This is a genomic window from Streptomyces puniciscabiei (assembly GCF_006715785.1).
Taxonomy (GTDB): Bacteria; Actinomycetota; Actinomycetes; order Streptomycetales; family Streptomycetaceae; genus Streptomyces; species Streptomyces puniciscabiei.
The window spans coordinates 2,809,906-2,823,119 of record NZ_VFNX01000001.1; the positions used below are offsets into that span (position 1 = coordinate 2,809,906).

Sequence of the window (13,214 nt, forward strand, 5' to 3'; positions counted from 1 at the left end):
TGGTCGACACAGGGATGCCTTGGCATAGACCTACACGCAGCCGGTGGGCACCACGCCCGGGGAGCCATCTGGGAGCCGACCCGCTCCCCGAACCCCTTCCAGGCCCCGCGACACCAACCGAGCCCACCCATCTGACCTGCGGAAACGCCATCGAGGCTGGCAGGATCACCAACCGAACCTCATTCGGGACGAAGAGGTCGTGGGTTCAAATCCCGCCACCCCGACAGAGAAACACCAGGTCAGGGGCCTGATCCACCAAGTGGATCAGGCCCCTGACGGGTTTCTGGAGATCGTTTGGGAGAGATCTGGGAGAAGATCTTCAGCGCGTCCTCACGACCACGCCCGCGCGCTCGCCCAGCGAGTGTGGGCGCTGCCGGAAGCCCGTGGGTGGTCACGGGAGCGGCTCGCCCAGGAAGCCTGCATCAGCAACACAACGCTGGCCCGCTTGGAGGGCGAGGGAGCGATCCAGCCAGGTTTCTTCACCGTCGGCGCGGTCGCAGAGGCTCTTGATATCTCACTGGATGATCTGTTCCGGGATGCCCATGTCGCACCCGGTCTGTGGTCCGCCGGATACGAAGGGCGGGACATCGACTCGTTCGTCGCCTCACTCCTCGACAGCCGTATCGATGTGGTGGCGGACGTCCGGCTGACGCCGATCAGCCGCAAGAAGGGCTTCAGCAAGACCCGCCTCGGGCAGGCACTCGCCGAGGCCGGCATCGAGTACACCCACCTTCGCGGCCTGGGGAATCCCAAGGAGAACCGGGCGCCGTTCTGGGACGGCCAGCCCTCCCCTGTGATCAACGAACCCGCAATCGGCCCAGCCCCAAGGCCACCAGCTCAAGTGGACAATGCCCGGCCATTGGTACGCTCCTCGGTCTGAAGCGGCGCTGCGCGTAGCGTCAGTCGGTGCAGGTAGCGGTGGTGGGCGTCGGAGGACCGCAGGGCCCATGCCAGCAGCATGCCGGTGGACAGTGCGGTCACGTGGCCGACGGGAGTGACCCCCAGTGTGGTCAGGCCGCTCGTGATGTGCGGTGCGCGCATCACGAGCGCGGCGAACGCGGTCCACTGGTGCCACCGCCGGGCCCCCGCTGCCGCCACGGCGGCCAGGGCCGAGACGATCACGTAAGACGGGCCGACGTCCAGCGTCGCACGCAGCGCCGGGTCTGCCTGTCCCGCCGCGATCCGTGCCGCCAGCAGCCCTTCGCTCACCAGTGTGCCGAGGACCTGGCCGGCCGCGATGAGCGCGAGCGCCCGCATGTTGCCGAACCGGATGACGAGAAACGCAAGCATGGCCCCGGCGAAGGCGATGCCGCGCAGACTGGCCCAGGGATCGGCGCCGAACAGGAAGGCGGAGGTGATGAGCGCCTCCACAGGATGATCTCCCAAATTGGCCAGGTCGGTCGATGCCCAGGCGTTCACCGCGTGATCACCGCCGTACGTCAGGGACGATACGGCGGCGAGCAGGGCGAAGGCCCAGGGCACAGGGGAAAGCCATCGGCGGGCGGGGGTCCGCGAGAGATCCATGCGGCCGACCCTGGCAGAGGGCGCCCGCCCTGCGGATCTGGCCACGGAATGACCAGCCGATCTCTGTCTCTGGACAGAGGCGGACGATCCCTCCTCCCGGCTAGGGTCGGATGCATGCGAGTCATGACGGTGAGGCATGACGCGGCGTCCCGCACCAGGGAACTGACGTCACATCAGCTGGTCGCGGTGGATGTGCTTTTGGCCGTGGTCCTGGTGGCCTCGACCGTCTTGTGGTGGACGCTTGGCACGAACCGCACGGGCTGGCCGGCATGGCAGACCGTGCTGACGGGCTCGTTGGGTGTGGCTGTCGCCGTCCGGCGGCTGCTGCCACTGCCCGCACTGGCGGTGGGGTCGGTGGTGATGGCCACCGACGGCGGGCTCAGCCTGACGGGGGTGGTGGGGACTGCCTTGCTGGTGTACGGGGTGGCGGTCGCCCGACCCGCGCGTGTCGCGGCGTACGCGGGCGCGGTGGCAGGCGCCGCACAACTCGCCTTGATGATCCCTATGCGGGGCATCACAGGGTTCAGCTTCTGGGGGTGGCCGGGGATGATCCAAGTCCTCATCGTCGAGGCCGCCGCCTGGGCGATCGGCTGGTCCACCAGACAGGGCCGCGCCTACACCCGGGGTCTGGTCGAGCAGGCCGAAGAGCGGGCACAGCTCCTCCTCGTCGAGGAACGCATGCGCATCGCCCGGGAGTTGCACGACGTCGTCGCGCACAGCCTGAGCATCGTCGCGGTCCAGGCGGGCGTCGGCCACCACGTCATCGGCAGCCGGCCCGACGAGGCCGCGAAGTCCCTCTCCGCGATCGAGACGACGAGCAGGCAAGCCCTGGGAGAGCTGCGTTCACTGCTGGGTGTCCTGCGCGATGACGACGGTGCCGAATGGCTGCCCGGCGGCCTGGACGACCTCCACACGCTCCTCGAGCAGATCCGACGGGCCGGTGTCCAGGTCGAGTTGACGATCAGCGGTCACCCGCACGCCCTGCCCCGAGGTCTGGACCGCGCCGCCTACCGCATCGTGCAGGAAGCCCTGACGAACGTCGTCAAGCATGCCCGCACCAGCCATGCCCGGGCGACGGTCGCCTACGCACCGGGCGAGGTCGCTTTCATGTCGTCGATGCCGGAGTCGGCCGCACGTCCACTCCGATCACCGAGGGCCACGGCCTGACCGGCATGAAGGAACGCGCCGCCCTCTACGGCGGCGAGGTTCACGCGGGCCCCCTCTCGCCGCACGGCTTTCGCGTCACCGCTCGCCTGCCGTACGCCGCGGACGAGCGAACAGCCCAGTTCCCCGTGGGCGCCGATCTGGAGGACGCATGACGGTGCGGGTCGTCGTGGTGGACGACGAGACGCTGGTGCGTGCCGGGTTCCGTGTGCTGCTCGAGTCGGAAAACGATCTCCAGGTCGTCGGCGAGGCGGCCGACGGGACCGAGGCGGTCAGGGTGATCCGCGAACTGCGCCCCGATGTGGCCCTGATGGACATCCGGATGCCCGGGCTCAATGGCATCGAGGCCATCCGCGCGCTGTTCGGCGGCCCCTCTCCGGTACCCGTCCACGTCCTGGTGCTCACCACCTTCGACCTGGACGAGTACGTCTTCGAAGCGCTCCGCGCAGGCGCCGCGGGCTTCCTCCTCAAGGACACTCCACCCGCACGCCTGGTCGACGCCGTGCGAGTGATCGCCACCGGGGAGTCGTTGCTGTCACCCGGCGTCACCCGCAGGCTCATCGAGACCTACGTCCGCCGCCCGGGCTACACAGGCCCGGTCACCCATGCCCTGGACGGGGTGACCGGCCGCGAGCGTGACGTGCTGGGTCTGATCGCACGTGGCCTGTCCAACAACGAGATCGCAGCCGAGCTGTATCTGACCGTTGGCACGGTCAAGACCCACGTCAGCCGTCTGCTGACGAAGCTGGGGGCCAGGGACCGGGCCCAACTCGTCATCGCCGCCTACGAAAGCGGACTTGCCGGTACTTGGGGTGCACGACCTCGCGGCGGACGGTGATCCGCAGCCGGGGGCCGGCCGGTCAGGCCGGACAGGTTGGTGATCTCCACCAGGGCGGCCTCCTTGCAGGGGATTGCCGGTCGGCTCGCCTTTGGCGCGGGGCTCGATGGGGAAGGCCGGGCTACGAGACCCTCGGCTGAGAAGGCGGGGCCGGAGATCCCGTCCATGACCACGCGCCGGTCTGGATCACAGGCCGGATCTGCTTCCGGTACACCTCCTCGGTCACGGCCGTCCCGGAGTGCCCGACGAGCCGGGAGATCTCCTCCAGCGGGACAGCACGGTCGGACAGCAGGGACACGAAGCTGTGCCGCAGCTCCTGAACGCAGCTGTCGCCCGCTAGTTCTTCTGCAGGGTGCGGGTGACACCCGCGATGACGGCGGTCGTCAGTACCCAGCCGAAGGCGATCAGCAGGTAGGCCAGCCACTGGAGGCTGTCGTTCGACCAGTACCAACTCGTGCGCTGTCCCAGGCCCCCGATGGGGATCAAGAGGTCGAGTGTGTAGACGAGGGGCTGGAAGGGAGCGCCTTGTCCTCGTTGGACCGGGTTGGGGGAGTCAGTGCCGAAGGCCACTGTGCCCAGCAGGATCAGCGCGAGGAGCCAGACGCCGGCCAGCCAGGGACGGTAGCCGTAGCCGACGGTCATGTCGAGGAGATGGCCCCATGCGCGGGCTGCCGGGGACAGCGTGCGGCGCCGGTGGCGTTGTTTGGCGAGGAGGACGCGGCGGGCGTCGTCGTCGTGCCCGGCCTTGCGGTACCAGGCCGCCAGTTGCTCGTACGGTTGCGGGTTGTAGCCCGGGCTACTGCGTATCCATGCCACGTGGCGGGCCACCGACTCCCGGTCGCCCACGGCCTCGCGGCGCTCGTCGTTCGCGTCCGCCGTCTTGATGGAGCCGTAGACGAAGCCGTCCAGCTCCACCCTCTCCGGCCAGCTGTGCTCGTTCTCGTGGAGGTACGACACCTGGGCGCCCCGCAGGTCGAGGGTGCCGGACGGGGGTCGGGCGAGGGTGAGTTCGAGGTCGACGGCTTTCAGGTGCATGGCGATCAGGGCCGGGGCGTGTCCGTCGTCGGTGGGCGGGCCGTTCAGGACGGCTCCGTCGAAGGTCACGTTGTCCCTGACCTGGGTGCCCCGCAGCCGTACCGTGCCGTTTGCGGTGAATCCCTCGGAGAACTTGAGCGACGAGGCCGTGGCGTTGTCGAGGGTGAGGGCCACGCCGCGAGGGCCGGGGCCTTCCAGGCGGGCTCCCGGCATGACCAGAGTGCCCGGCAACCGCGCCCCCATCAGCCGGACTTCCCCGTATGCGACGAACCCGTTTCGGCAGAAGACGCCCCCTTCCATGGCCAGGCCACCGGCCGACAGGGCCCACCCGTCGGGTGCGATCAACTCGGCCCCGTTGAGGAGCAGTGCGCCACTCACCCGGGCGTCGGTGAGCGACAGGGCGGTGCTCACGCGGTTGAAGGGTGTGGGGGCGCCGCTCTCCACCACGGAGTGCCGCAGGGAGAAGTTGCCTTCGATGCGGGCCGAATCGGCCTCGATGCCGGGTATCCGGCTGCCGGTGAACACAAGGGTCTGCGTCGATGCGCCGAGGAGATTTACCGCCTCCTCGAACCAGCATGCTTCCAGCCAGAGGGCATGGGCGATCTGCGCGCCGGCCAGGTCGAGGCGACCGGAGATCCGTGCCCCTGTGAGTCTCAGACGCGCCACCGCGCCCGGTTGCCCGGTGTTCGCGCCCAGCAACAACGCGGCGATCACCGCCGCCCGCACCGTCCGCTCGGGTCCCCACCGTCCGCCGTCGGCGACCCGGTCCTCCTCCGGCGTACCCGTACGCAGGTCCACGCTCCGCCCCTCGGGGAACGCGTCCCACAGCTCACGCTCAGGTGAAGTCAACTCGTTGTAAGACAGCACTCATGCAGAGTAGTGATCTCATGCATGGGCGTACCGTAGCGTCACCGTCGCCGGCCTGCCGGTGCTCAACCATGGAGCGGTGAGTGTCCCACTGCGTGACAACGCCGACGTACAACGGCGGACAAGCGCGGACGCCTGCGGACCGTCAGCGCAGGTGAGATGCGCAGCGCAGCAGCCCAAGGCAGCCCTCCCACCCAAGTTGCTTCTGCCCGCCCTCACGGCTGGACACGGCATCCGTCGGCGGCTCAGCCCCGCCGGCGGCTCAGTCGCCGGAGTGCCGTTGCCGTCCTTTTCCTGCTTTCCCGTCGTCATGCTTGCCCGACCGTGCGCCGCCCTTGTCGCCGCCGTGCTCCGGCCCGGGTGGCGTCGTGGTGGTCGGAGTCGCGGGTGAGGGCGTCGTGTCCGGCGTCCGTCCGGCGGGCGTCGGTGCGATGCGAGTGGGGGAGGGAGAGGCCGGAGACGTGGGCGCCGTGGTGCCGGAATTGAGCGAGACTCCGAAGGCCGTAGCCCCGGCGAACAGGGCGAGGCCGGCCCCGGCGAGAACTGTCCTGGAGGCCAGTTTGCGGCGACCGCTGGGGCGGGAGTGCGTGCCGGCGCGGGATTCACCGGCGTGCGGGGCCGGAGGCCGGTCAGTGGCCGGGGTGGGCTTGAGGGTGGTGCTGTCGTGCCCGGCCGGTCGTGGTGTCCCGTTCTGCGCGGCGAGCCAGGCGGCTGCCTGCTCGGCGGTGGGCCGGTGGGACGGGTCCTTCTCGAGCATGTGCAGCACGTAGTCGGAGAGCGGCTGCGGGATGTCGGGGCGCAGGCGGGCGGGGGGTGCCGGTGTGGCACTGACGTGCTGCTGGACCACGGCGAGGGACGTGGCTCCGCTGAACGGCGGCCGCCCGGTGAGCAGTTCGTACAGGACGCAGCCGAGGGAGTAGACGTCGGAGGCGGGCTGTGCGGGACGGCCCAGCGCGCGTTCGGGAGCGAGGTAGTCGGCGGTGCCGATGATCTTGCCTGTGGCGGTCAGGCCGCTGGCGGCCTCCTCGGCGAAGCGTGCGATGCCGAAGTCGGTGATCTTCACCGTGCGGTCGGTGGTCAGCATCAGGTTGGCGGGTTTGACGTCCCGGTGGACCACTCCCTGCTGGTGTGCCGCACACAGGCCGGCGGCCGCCTGGGCCGTGATGGCCGCCGCTTCGGCCGGGGGCAGGGCTCCGCGCAGGGAGCGTTCCTGGGCCAGGTTCCAGCCGTCGACGAGTTCCATGACCAGGTGGGGCTGGTGATGGCGCGCGCCGAAGTCGTACATGCCGACGACGTTGGGGTGGTTGAGCCGGGCCGCGATCTGCGCCTCCAGGCGGAAACGCTCGGCGTCTTCCGCTTCCTCGGCATGCAGTAGTTTGACGGCCACGGGCCGCCCGAGGAGATGGTCGCAGGCTCTCCAGACCTCGCCCATCGCGCCGCGTCCCAGCAGTTCCTGCAACTCGTAGCGGTCCGCCAGCAGACCGTGCACACCCACCCCGATCATCGCGTTGCTCGTAGTCCCCCGGGCCCGGTGGTTCGGTCCGTGGTCATCGGGTCCCGGTTGCCCGGGTCGACGCACACTCCCTCTCGGACCGGGCGTCGGGGTGCGCAGGGGGCAGGCAGACGACGGGGGATTCACCTGCCTGCCCCTCATTGCGCGATCACCCGCTCGGAACAGGGGGCGCGCGGGTGCCACGAGGCCCCTGGGTCCCTGGGCCCACTCCTACAGCGCATTGGAGTGCCGGGCCGTCACACTCTGGGGCGCCCAACGCCCCACGGCGCTCCGAACCGGGAGAGCGGGGGCAGGCCCGGCACGGGGGGAACCGGACCTGCCCCAGCACGTCGGCGCCTGCCAAACCTCCCCCCGGAGGATGGGCGCCATGACCCCTCCCGGGGTCGCTTCCCACAGCGCGCCACACGTCAGGATTGTCACAGGGGGACGGGAACGGTTGCGAGACTGACAACTCTTTGAAGGAACACGCCGCATCCCTTCATAATTCGGTCACGAATTGTGCGAACTCCGGCGGCCGACAACTGAGGCGGTATCAGCAGCCATATCCGGGACATCACGGACGCCGGTGTAACGCTGCGGTGCATGCAGAACGCAGAAGCAGGGAGAGGCGGGGTACCGCCGTGCCCCGCACGCATGCGACGCCCTGGTGGTCACAGGACATTTCACGATGGACACAGAGGGGCTACGCGTTGCCCTCAATTACGATCGCCCGGCCGTCGTCTATTTGCTGAAAGCGGGCCGACCATGACACACAGCTCCACCGGAAAAGATCACACTCCGATCTATGAGGACCTGATACGCGAGCGCGGTGACGTCGTCGCCGAAGCCCAACTCGCGGCACGGCACACGCAGCATCAGGCAGCGGCACTGCTGACCGGGCGGGACGCGGGTCAGCAGGCCCGTCATCGGGACGACAGCGCACGAGCCGCCGCGGCCGGTCAGCCGGAGTGGCGCGGGTCGCCGCCGTAGGGGTGGGCCGCGGCGCGGGTACGTCCGCGCGTTCCGTCCTCGCCCAAAGGACCAGGCCGTGGCCCCGGTGGGCCGACGGCACGTCGAACCAGGAAGACCGGAAGACCGGAAGATCGCAGATGGATTACTGCTCTTCATGCCGCCGGCACCTCAATCGCGCACTGGTGTGCCCCGGGTGCGGCGCTTACGCCCCGGACATCGCCCCGCCCGGTGCCGACAGCCACAGCGGCTCGGCCCTGGCGTCGACGAACGCCGCATCGGCCACAACGGCCCACCGGGACCCCGCGGCCTCCGTCACGTGGCACGACAGCCTCCCGGACGGCGGGGCGGAGTCCAGCGCTGCCATGGACGTGGCACCGCGCGCCGCCATGGGCGCCGAGGATCTGCCGCCCGCGTGGCCGGGGCGTGCGGCACGCCGTCGCCGGCTGGCCCGCTGGAGGAAGAACAAGCGCCGGGCGGCGGTCGCGAGCGCTGTCGCACTCGTCGGAGGCGGCCTGAGCATCACCATGTTGGACCGGCACCCCACCGACCGGGCGCAGGCAGCCGCGGCGCCGGACACCCCGAGGACGAGCGCCGTCCAGGAGCAGACGCCCGAGAAGGACCATCCGGCCGCCGCACCAGCGACCGCTCGACACTCCCACCGGCCGTCACACGCTCCTGCCCAGCCGCAGCAGCAGCCGCAGATGACGACCAACGCACCGCAGCGGCAGTCCCTCGCGGCACCGGCCCGCACGACGTCACCGATCGCCCGGCCGGACGCCGTGGCTCCCGCCCGCCCGGCGGCGACGGCGGCCCCGCAGCCGCAGGGCACCGCCCCGGCCGCCGGCGACACGACCCCCGACCGCTCCGGTACGACGGCACGACAGCACCCGGCGCCCCCGACAGACGACGGCACGAAGCCGAACACGTCCCCGACCACCAGGCCCTCACGGGCGTCGACGTCGCCGACGGAGGTCTGCCTGCTCGGGCTGTGCCTCGGCTGACCACGCTTGACATGCACCGCTGAGGTGTCCCCTTCAATAAGGCCCTCATTAACGCCCCAGTAATATCAACAGTTCAGTCACAGTCGTATTTACGATTTCGCCACAACCGGCGCGCATACGTGCACTGCCTCCACGAATAGCCGCCTCCCGCCAGCAGGATGGTCGGCAATGAGGACGCGTCACACCATAAGTACCGCGTGGCATACCTCGCTCAGCGATGTCAAGCGGTGGCGGCAGGAATCTCGCTGAGGTTGCCCGGAACACCGCAACAGTGGTTCCATCTCGCCCGGTCGAGAAATGGAGGCACTGTTCCATGTTGTAACAGGCCGTCACCGCGTCTATTCGAGATCGTCGACCCGGGCGCGGCGAGGGCAGGAGACCGAGAACGGCAACCGCCCTCACGGAATGGGTGGTGTGCGCCGGTCAGAAGGGAGCAACGTGAGTTGCTCGCACGCCGCAGGATGCCCCCTTTTCCCCTTGCTCAGGGCGAGCTTGCAGGGTTGGCGCGACTACTACTGCGACAGCGAGGATCGGTGGCTCGGCTGCGCGCGGTACCAGGTGTCACTCACCGGCGAGCGGGTGCCGATCAGCCTGCTGCCGAACGGAGCCCGCGCGCGACACCTTGAAGACGCGGCCACCGGCCAGGACCGGTCCGGTGCCGTCGGCCCGGAGCAGGGACCCCGGCAGACCCCTCCGCCACAACACGATCCCTGGCAGCCGGAGAACGCGTCCTGGTCGCAGCCGGCACCGGCCGGGCCACCAGAGCCGTCAGAACCTGTGACCGCAGCACCGGAGACCATGGCTCGGTTCGGGGCGGCATCTCCGACGATACCGGTCTCGCATTACCGACCGTCACCATCCCCGCCCTTCCCCCAGCCTTCGGACCGCCCTTCTCGACACGCGGGACAAGGACGCAGTTCGAAGCGCGGCTGGTGGGCTCGACTCACCGAATGGATGGGAGGCCCCGCATGAGTGGCTACTGGCCCTGGTGGGCCGGCGCTGCCGGGCTCGCTCTGATCACCATCAACTACACCCTCGCCACAGACCGGTCTTTCGGGGTGTCGTCCGCGTGGGACCGCGTGTTGCACTGGCGCAGGGAGCGCCGTCTGGAGCGGATGGACGAGGAGTTCACCGACGAGCGTGCTCTGGCCGACGCTCTCGCCGCGGCCACGGCGGAGCACTTCGGCCCGAGCCCCGCCGCGCCCACCGTGCCGCCGTCTCCGTACGGAACGTCACAACCGCTCGCAACGGACGCCGAACCGGCGGTGAGTGAGGACACCTCGGCCACGAGCCCGGGCCCCGCCCCGCTGGTCACCCAGGCTGCCCTGTTGCTCTCCATCTTCTTCGGCGGACTGATCGCCGCGCTCACCTCCGGGCGGTTCCGCCTCCGCTTCGACATGGGTCCGGGATTCCGGGACGTGGTCACCGCGGATCCGGCCACCATGACCGTCCTGCTGTTCGTCGGAGGCGTACTGGTCGGCTTCGGCACCCGGCTGGCCGGTGGGTGCAGCTCCGGCCACGGACTCAACGGCTGCGGCCGTCTGCGCCCGGTCAGCCTGGTCGCGACCGCCGTGTTCTTCGGCACCGCCGTCGCGGTGTCGTTCCTGCTGTGGAAGGTGATCTGATGCGCACCCGGGGCGCGATACTGCTGGCCAACATCATCACCGGCCTCACCCTCGGCTACACCGTCTCCAACATCGGCTTCGGCGACTACGCGGAGCTGAACCGCATGTTCACCTTCCAGGACCTGCGCATGCTCCTCTCCTTCGCCGGTGCCGTCGTGATCATCGTGTGCGCATTCGCTCTGCTGCGGGTCCGCGGGACCCCGGGGCGCATCCATGCCGGCGTGATCCCCGGCGCAGTGCTGTTCGGCACGGGCTGGGCGATCTCCGGAGGGTGCCCGGCAATCCCGATCGTCCAGGTCGCCGGCGGATACCTGCCCGCCCTGGTCACCATCGTCGGCGTCGTCGTCGGCATCCGGTTGTGCCGCTGGGCCAACGCCCGCTACTTCCACCTCGACCGCGGCTCCTGCGGGTTGTGACACCACAGGGGCCCGGCAGCAGGCCCGGCCGCCCTGTCATGTCACGAGCGGGACAGGACGGTCGGGCGGCTGCCCCGCCTCCACGTTTCAGGTGTTCGTCGAGGTCGGTCATGTGAGGCACGGCGGCACCTGGCACCGGGTGAGCCTGCCCGCCGCCTTCCCCGACCGCTACGTCTCCGGCCTGGCCCGACCCGTCCGACGCCTCCGGCAAAACGGTCTACGCGGTGATCAACGGCTTCTCCCGGCACTGGAACGAGGGCCCCGGCGCCGGTTACGGCCACATCTGGAAGACCACCGACGGCGGTGCCACCTGGACGGACGTCAGCGGCGACCCCGCGGCCGCGGGCTCCTTCCCGGACGTCCCGGCCAACGCGGCGCTGATCACCAGGAGCGGCACCCTCGTGGTCGCCACCGACCTGGGGGTGTCCACCGGCACCTCGACCGGCCACTGGGCACACCTGGGCACCGGACTGCCCACCTCACCGGCGGTCTACCTCTCGCCGAGCCCCGACGGCGGCCGGGTGTACGTGGCCACACACGGCCGCGGCATCTGGAAGACCCGCACGCCGTAACGCCGACGGCAGCACAGGGGCCCCGGACGGGTCACGTCCAGGGCCCGCCGCGCGGCCGCTGAACACCTCTGGGCCGCGCCACCGGTCCTCCCCCGTACGGCCGGCTTCCCGGGTTCGCCGTCGTAGGTCCCCGTAAGGTGGAGTGCGTGATCCTCGCGCAGTCCGCCGCCGGCACGGCCGGGGCCCGCATCCGTCGGTCGGTGCGGGCCTCCGTTCTGGTCGCCGTCCTGCTCGGGCTGTTCCTCATGCACGGCGGCCCGGCAGCGGCCGCGGGCGGCTGCCACGGCACCATGCCGGTCGCGGACACCGCCGTCCCGCACCCGGCGTCCGCCCCGATGACCGCGCACCCGGACACCATGCCACCGGCGTCCGGCGCGACGGCCGCGCACGCCGCCCGTCACACCACGGGCGCGGCCGCCATGGCCGGCACCCGGGCGGACGAGGTCATGCGGGGCGCGCTGTGCGTGGCCACGACACCCCGGTCCGAGATTCCGCCGCCGCCGCTCGCGGCGGGCGTCCTCGTGTTCCCGGCCGCCGTCCTGCTGCCGTGGAACCGGCCGGGCTCCGACGGCACCCGGCGCCGGGGGCCACCGGACGGCGGGCGTCAACTCCTGCTCCAGGTGTGCGTCGCGCGGACGTGACAGGACCCCCGGGATCCGGCTTCTCGCCGCGGTCCCGCACGGCTCTGCCACGTTCAGCAGCGCCGCATCCCGGCGCCCACCTGGAAAGACACACTCATGTCCCAGCGTTTCCGCATGCCCCGCCGCGCCCTCGCGGCGGCCGCCGCCACCGCGGCGCTCACCCTGACCCTGGCCGCCTGCGGCGGCTCCGGCGCCGGCTCCGACAAGGGCCACGACTCCGGCATGGCCGGCATGCAGCACAGCGCCTCGCCGTCGCCCTCGGGGTCGTCCGACGACATGGCGTCGATGCCCGGCATGGGCACCACGTCCACCGGCAACGGCCTCGCCGCCGCGAAGGACGGCTACACGATGACGGCCACGGCCGCCGGCCTCCCCGCCGGCAGGGCGACGGAGTACCGCTTCACCGTCACCGGCCCGGACGGCAGGCCGGTCACCGCCTTCGCCGTCGACCAGACCAGGCGGATGCACTTCTACGCCATCCGCTCCGACCTCACCGGCTTCCAGCACGTCCACCCCAGCATGGCCCGGAACGGCACCTGGACCGCGCCGCTCGCCGCGCTGCGGCCGGGCACCTGGCGGATGTACGCCTCCTTCAGCCCGGACAGCGGCGCCGGCAAGGGCAAGGACTTCGTGCTCAGCCGCACCGTGAACGTGCCCGGCATGGCGATGACCTCGTCCCTGCCGAAGGCGTCCGGCACCGCCACCGTCGACGGCTACACCGTCACGGTGAAGGGCGATCCGATGGCGGGCATGGCGCACCAGCTGACCGCCACCGTCACCAGGAACGGCAAGCCGGTCACCGACCTGCAGCCGTACCTCGACACCTACGCCCACCTGACCGCCTTCCACCAGGGCGACCTCGCCTTCGCCCACCTCCACCCGGAGACGAAGGTCGACGGCGGCCACGGCGGGCCGGCGCTGGGCTTCCACGCCGAGTTCGCCCAGTCCGGAAACTGGCGGATGTTCCTCCAGTTCCAGACCGGCGGCAAGCTGCACACCGCGTCCCTCACCCTGCACGTCGGCTGAGCCGACGAAGCGCCCTGGCCGCGATCACGGCCAGGGCGCAC

At 70.6% G+C, this 13,214-nt stretch carries 13 protein-coding genes and 2 pseudogenes; 11 read left to right on the plus strand and 4 right to left on the minus strand.

All coding sequences use genetic code 11. The features are described from left to right. Positions 1–361: 361 nt before the first annotated feature. Positions 362–784, plus strand: a pseudogene (locus FB563_RS12775) (DUF488 family protein); the annotation flags it as partial. Between the two features lie 53 nt (positions 785–837). On the opposite strand, the gene FB563_RS12780 reads toward FB563_RS12775, so the two are convergent. Then, the gene (locus FB563_RS12780) at positions 838–1,524 is read right to left on the minus strand and encodes a rhomboid-like protein (protein WP_159045445.1); all 687 of its coding nucleotides are present in this window, start codon (positions 1,522–1,524) and stop codon (positions 838–840) included. A gap of 114 nt (positions 1,525–1,638) precedes the next feature. On the opposite strand from FB563_RS12780, the gene FB563_RS12785 reads away from it, so the two are divergent. Genes FB563_RS12785 through FB563_RS12790 form a run of 3 tightly spaced genes read left to right on the plus strand, consistent with a single transcriptional unit; the run spans position 1,639 to position 3,526 of the window. Then, positions 1,639–2,691 (plus strand): sensor histidine kinase, encoded by a 1,053-nt coding sequence (locus tag FB563_RS12785; protein WP_159045446.1) that lies wholly within the window; start codon positions 1,639–1,641, stop codon positions 2,689–2,691. A 5-nt stretch (positions 2,692–2,696) separates the two neighbouring features. Continuing rightward, positions 2,697–2,843 (plus strand): ATP-binding protein, encoded by a 147-nt coding sequence (locus tag FB563_RS42895; protein ID WP_159045447.1) that lies wholly within the window; start codon positions 2,697–2,699, stop codon positions 2,841–2,843. After that, positions 2,840–3,526 (plus strand): response regulator, encoded by a 687-nt coding sequence (locus FB563_RS12790; RefSeq protein ID WP_055704544.1) that lies wholly within the window; start codon positions 2,840–2,842, stop codon positions 3,524–3,526. Before FB563_RS42895 ends, FB563_RS12790 begins: the two co-directional genes overlap by 4 nt. A 149-nt stretch (positions 3,527–3,675) precedes the next feature. On the opposite strand, the pseudogene FB563_RS45445 reads toward FB563_RS12790, so the two are convergent. The 3 genes and pseudogenes from FB563_RS45445 to FB563_RS12805 form a co-directional block, all read right to left on the minus strand. Continuing rightward, a pseudogene (locus FB563_RS45445) lies at positions 3,676–3,845 on the minus strand (site-specific integrase); the annotation flags it as partial. A gap of 17 nt (positions 3,846–3,862) precedes the next feature. Further along, the gene (locus FB563_RS12800) at positions 3,863–5,428 is read right to left on the minus strand and encodes a hypothetical protein (protein ID WP_055704545.1); all 1,566 of its coding nucleotides are present in this window, start codon (positions 5,426–5,428) and stop codon (positions 3,863–3,865) included. A 262-nt stretch (positions 5,429–5,690) separates the two neighbouring features. Continuing rightward, positions 5,691–6,932 carry a serine/threonine-protein kinase gene (locus tag FB563_RS12805; RefSeq protein WP_055704546.1) on the minus strand — a complete coding sequence of 414 codons (1,242 nt, stop codon included), beginning with the start codon at positions 6,930–6,932 and terminating at the stop codon, positions 5,691–5,693. Between the two features lie 753 nt (positions 6,933–7,685). Here FB563_RS12805 and FB563_RS12810 point away from each other — a divergent pair. From FB563_RS12810 to FB563_RS12850, 7 genes are all read left to right on the plus strand, one after another. Continuing rightward, positions 7,686–7,910 (plus strand): hypothetical protein, encoded by a 225-nt coding sequence (locus FB563_RS12810; RefSeq protein WP_107100526.1) that lies wholly within the window; start codon positions 7,686–7,688, stop codon positions 7,908–7,910. 119 nt (positions 7,911–8,029) lie between these two features. Continuing rightward, complete coding sequence (locus tag FB563_RS42900) at positions 8,030–8,893, plus strand: SCO2400 family protein (protein WP_079048565.1); 864 nt, start codon at positions 8,030–8,032, stop codon at positions 8,891–8,893. 968 nt (positions 8,894–9,861) lie between these two features. Then, positions 9,862–10,518 carry a YeeE/YedE family protein gene (locus FB563_RS12830; protein WP_055704548.1) on the plus strand — a complete coding sequence of 219 codons (657 nt, stop codon included), beginning with the start codon at positions 9,862–9,864 and terminating at the stop codon, positions 10,516–10,518. Continuing rightward, positions 10,518–10,934 carry a YeeE/YedE thiosulfate transporter family protein gene (locus FB563_RS12835; protein WP_055704549.1) on the plus strand — a complete coding sequence of 139 codons (417 nt, stop codon included), beginning with the start codon at positions 10,518–10,520 and terminating at the stop codon, positions 10,932–10,934. Before FB563_RS12830 ends, FB563_RS12835 begins: the two co-directional genes overlap by 1 nt. Before the next feature lie 224 nt (positions 10,935–11,158). Then, positions 11,159–11,506: a beta propeller repeat protein gene (locus FB563_RS12840; protein WP_055704550.1), complete on the plus strand. Its 348-nt coding sequence runs from the start codon at positions 11,159–11,161 to the stop codon at positions 11,504–11,506. A 146-nt stretch (positions 11,507–11,652) separates the two neighbouring features. Continuing rightward, positions 11,653–12,147, plus strand: a complete 495-nt coding sequence (locus FB563_RS12845; protein ID WP_055704551.1) for a hypothetical protein — start codon at positions 11,653–11,655, stop codon at positions 12,145–12,147. A gap of 96 nt (positions 12,148–12,243) precedes the next feature. Beyond that, positions 12,244–13,173 carry a hypothetical protein gene (locus FB563_RS12850; RefSeq protein ID WP_055704552.1) on the plus strand — a complete coding sequence of 310 codons (930 nt, stop codon included), beginning with the start codon at positions 12,244–12,246 and terminating at the stop codon, positions 13,171–13,173. Positions 13,174–13,214: the final 41 nt, after the last annotated feature.

Coding starts and splice junctions, on each gene's coding strand:
- FB563_RS12780 (WP_159045445.1), bottom strand. CDS start 1,524: ATGGATCTCTCGCGGACCCCCGCCCGCCGATGGCTTTCCCCTGTGCCC.
- FB563_RS12850 (WP_055704552.1), top strand. CDS start 12,244: ATGTCCCAGCGTTTCCGCATGCCCCGCCGCGCCCTCGCGGCGGCCGCC.
- FB563_RS12830 (WP_055704548.1), top strand. CDS start 9,862: ATGAGTGGCTACTGGCCCTGGTGGGCCGGCGCTGCCGGGCTCGCTCTG.
- FB563_RS12835 (WP_055704549.1), top strand. CDS start 10,518: ATGCGCACCCGGGGCGCGATACTGCTGGCCAACATCATCACCGGCCTC.
- FB563_RS12785 (WP_159045446.1), top strand. CDS start 1,639: ATGCGAGTCATGACGGTGAGGCATGACGCGGCGTCCCGCACCAGGGAA.
- FB563_RS42895 (WP_159045447.1), top strand. CDS start 2,697: ATGAAGGAACGCGCCGCCCTCTACGGCGGCGAGGTTCACGCGGGCCCC.
- FB563_RS12790 (WP_055704544.1), top strand. CDS start 2,840: ATGACGGTGCGGGTCGTCGTGGTGGACGACGAGACGCTGGTGCGTGCC.
- FB563_RS12805 (WP_055704546.1), bottom strand. CDS start 6,932: ATGATCGGGGTGGGTGTGCACGGTCTGCTGGCGGACCGCTACGAGTTG.
- FB563_RS12810 (WP_107100526.1), top strand. CDS start 7,686: ATGACACACAGCTCCACCGGAAAAGATCACACTCCGATCTATGAGGAC.
- FB563_RS42900 (WP_079048565.1), top strand. CDS start 8,030: ATGGATTACTGCTCTTCATGCCGCCGGCACCTCAATCGCGCACTGGTG.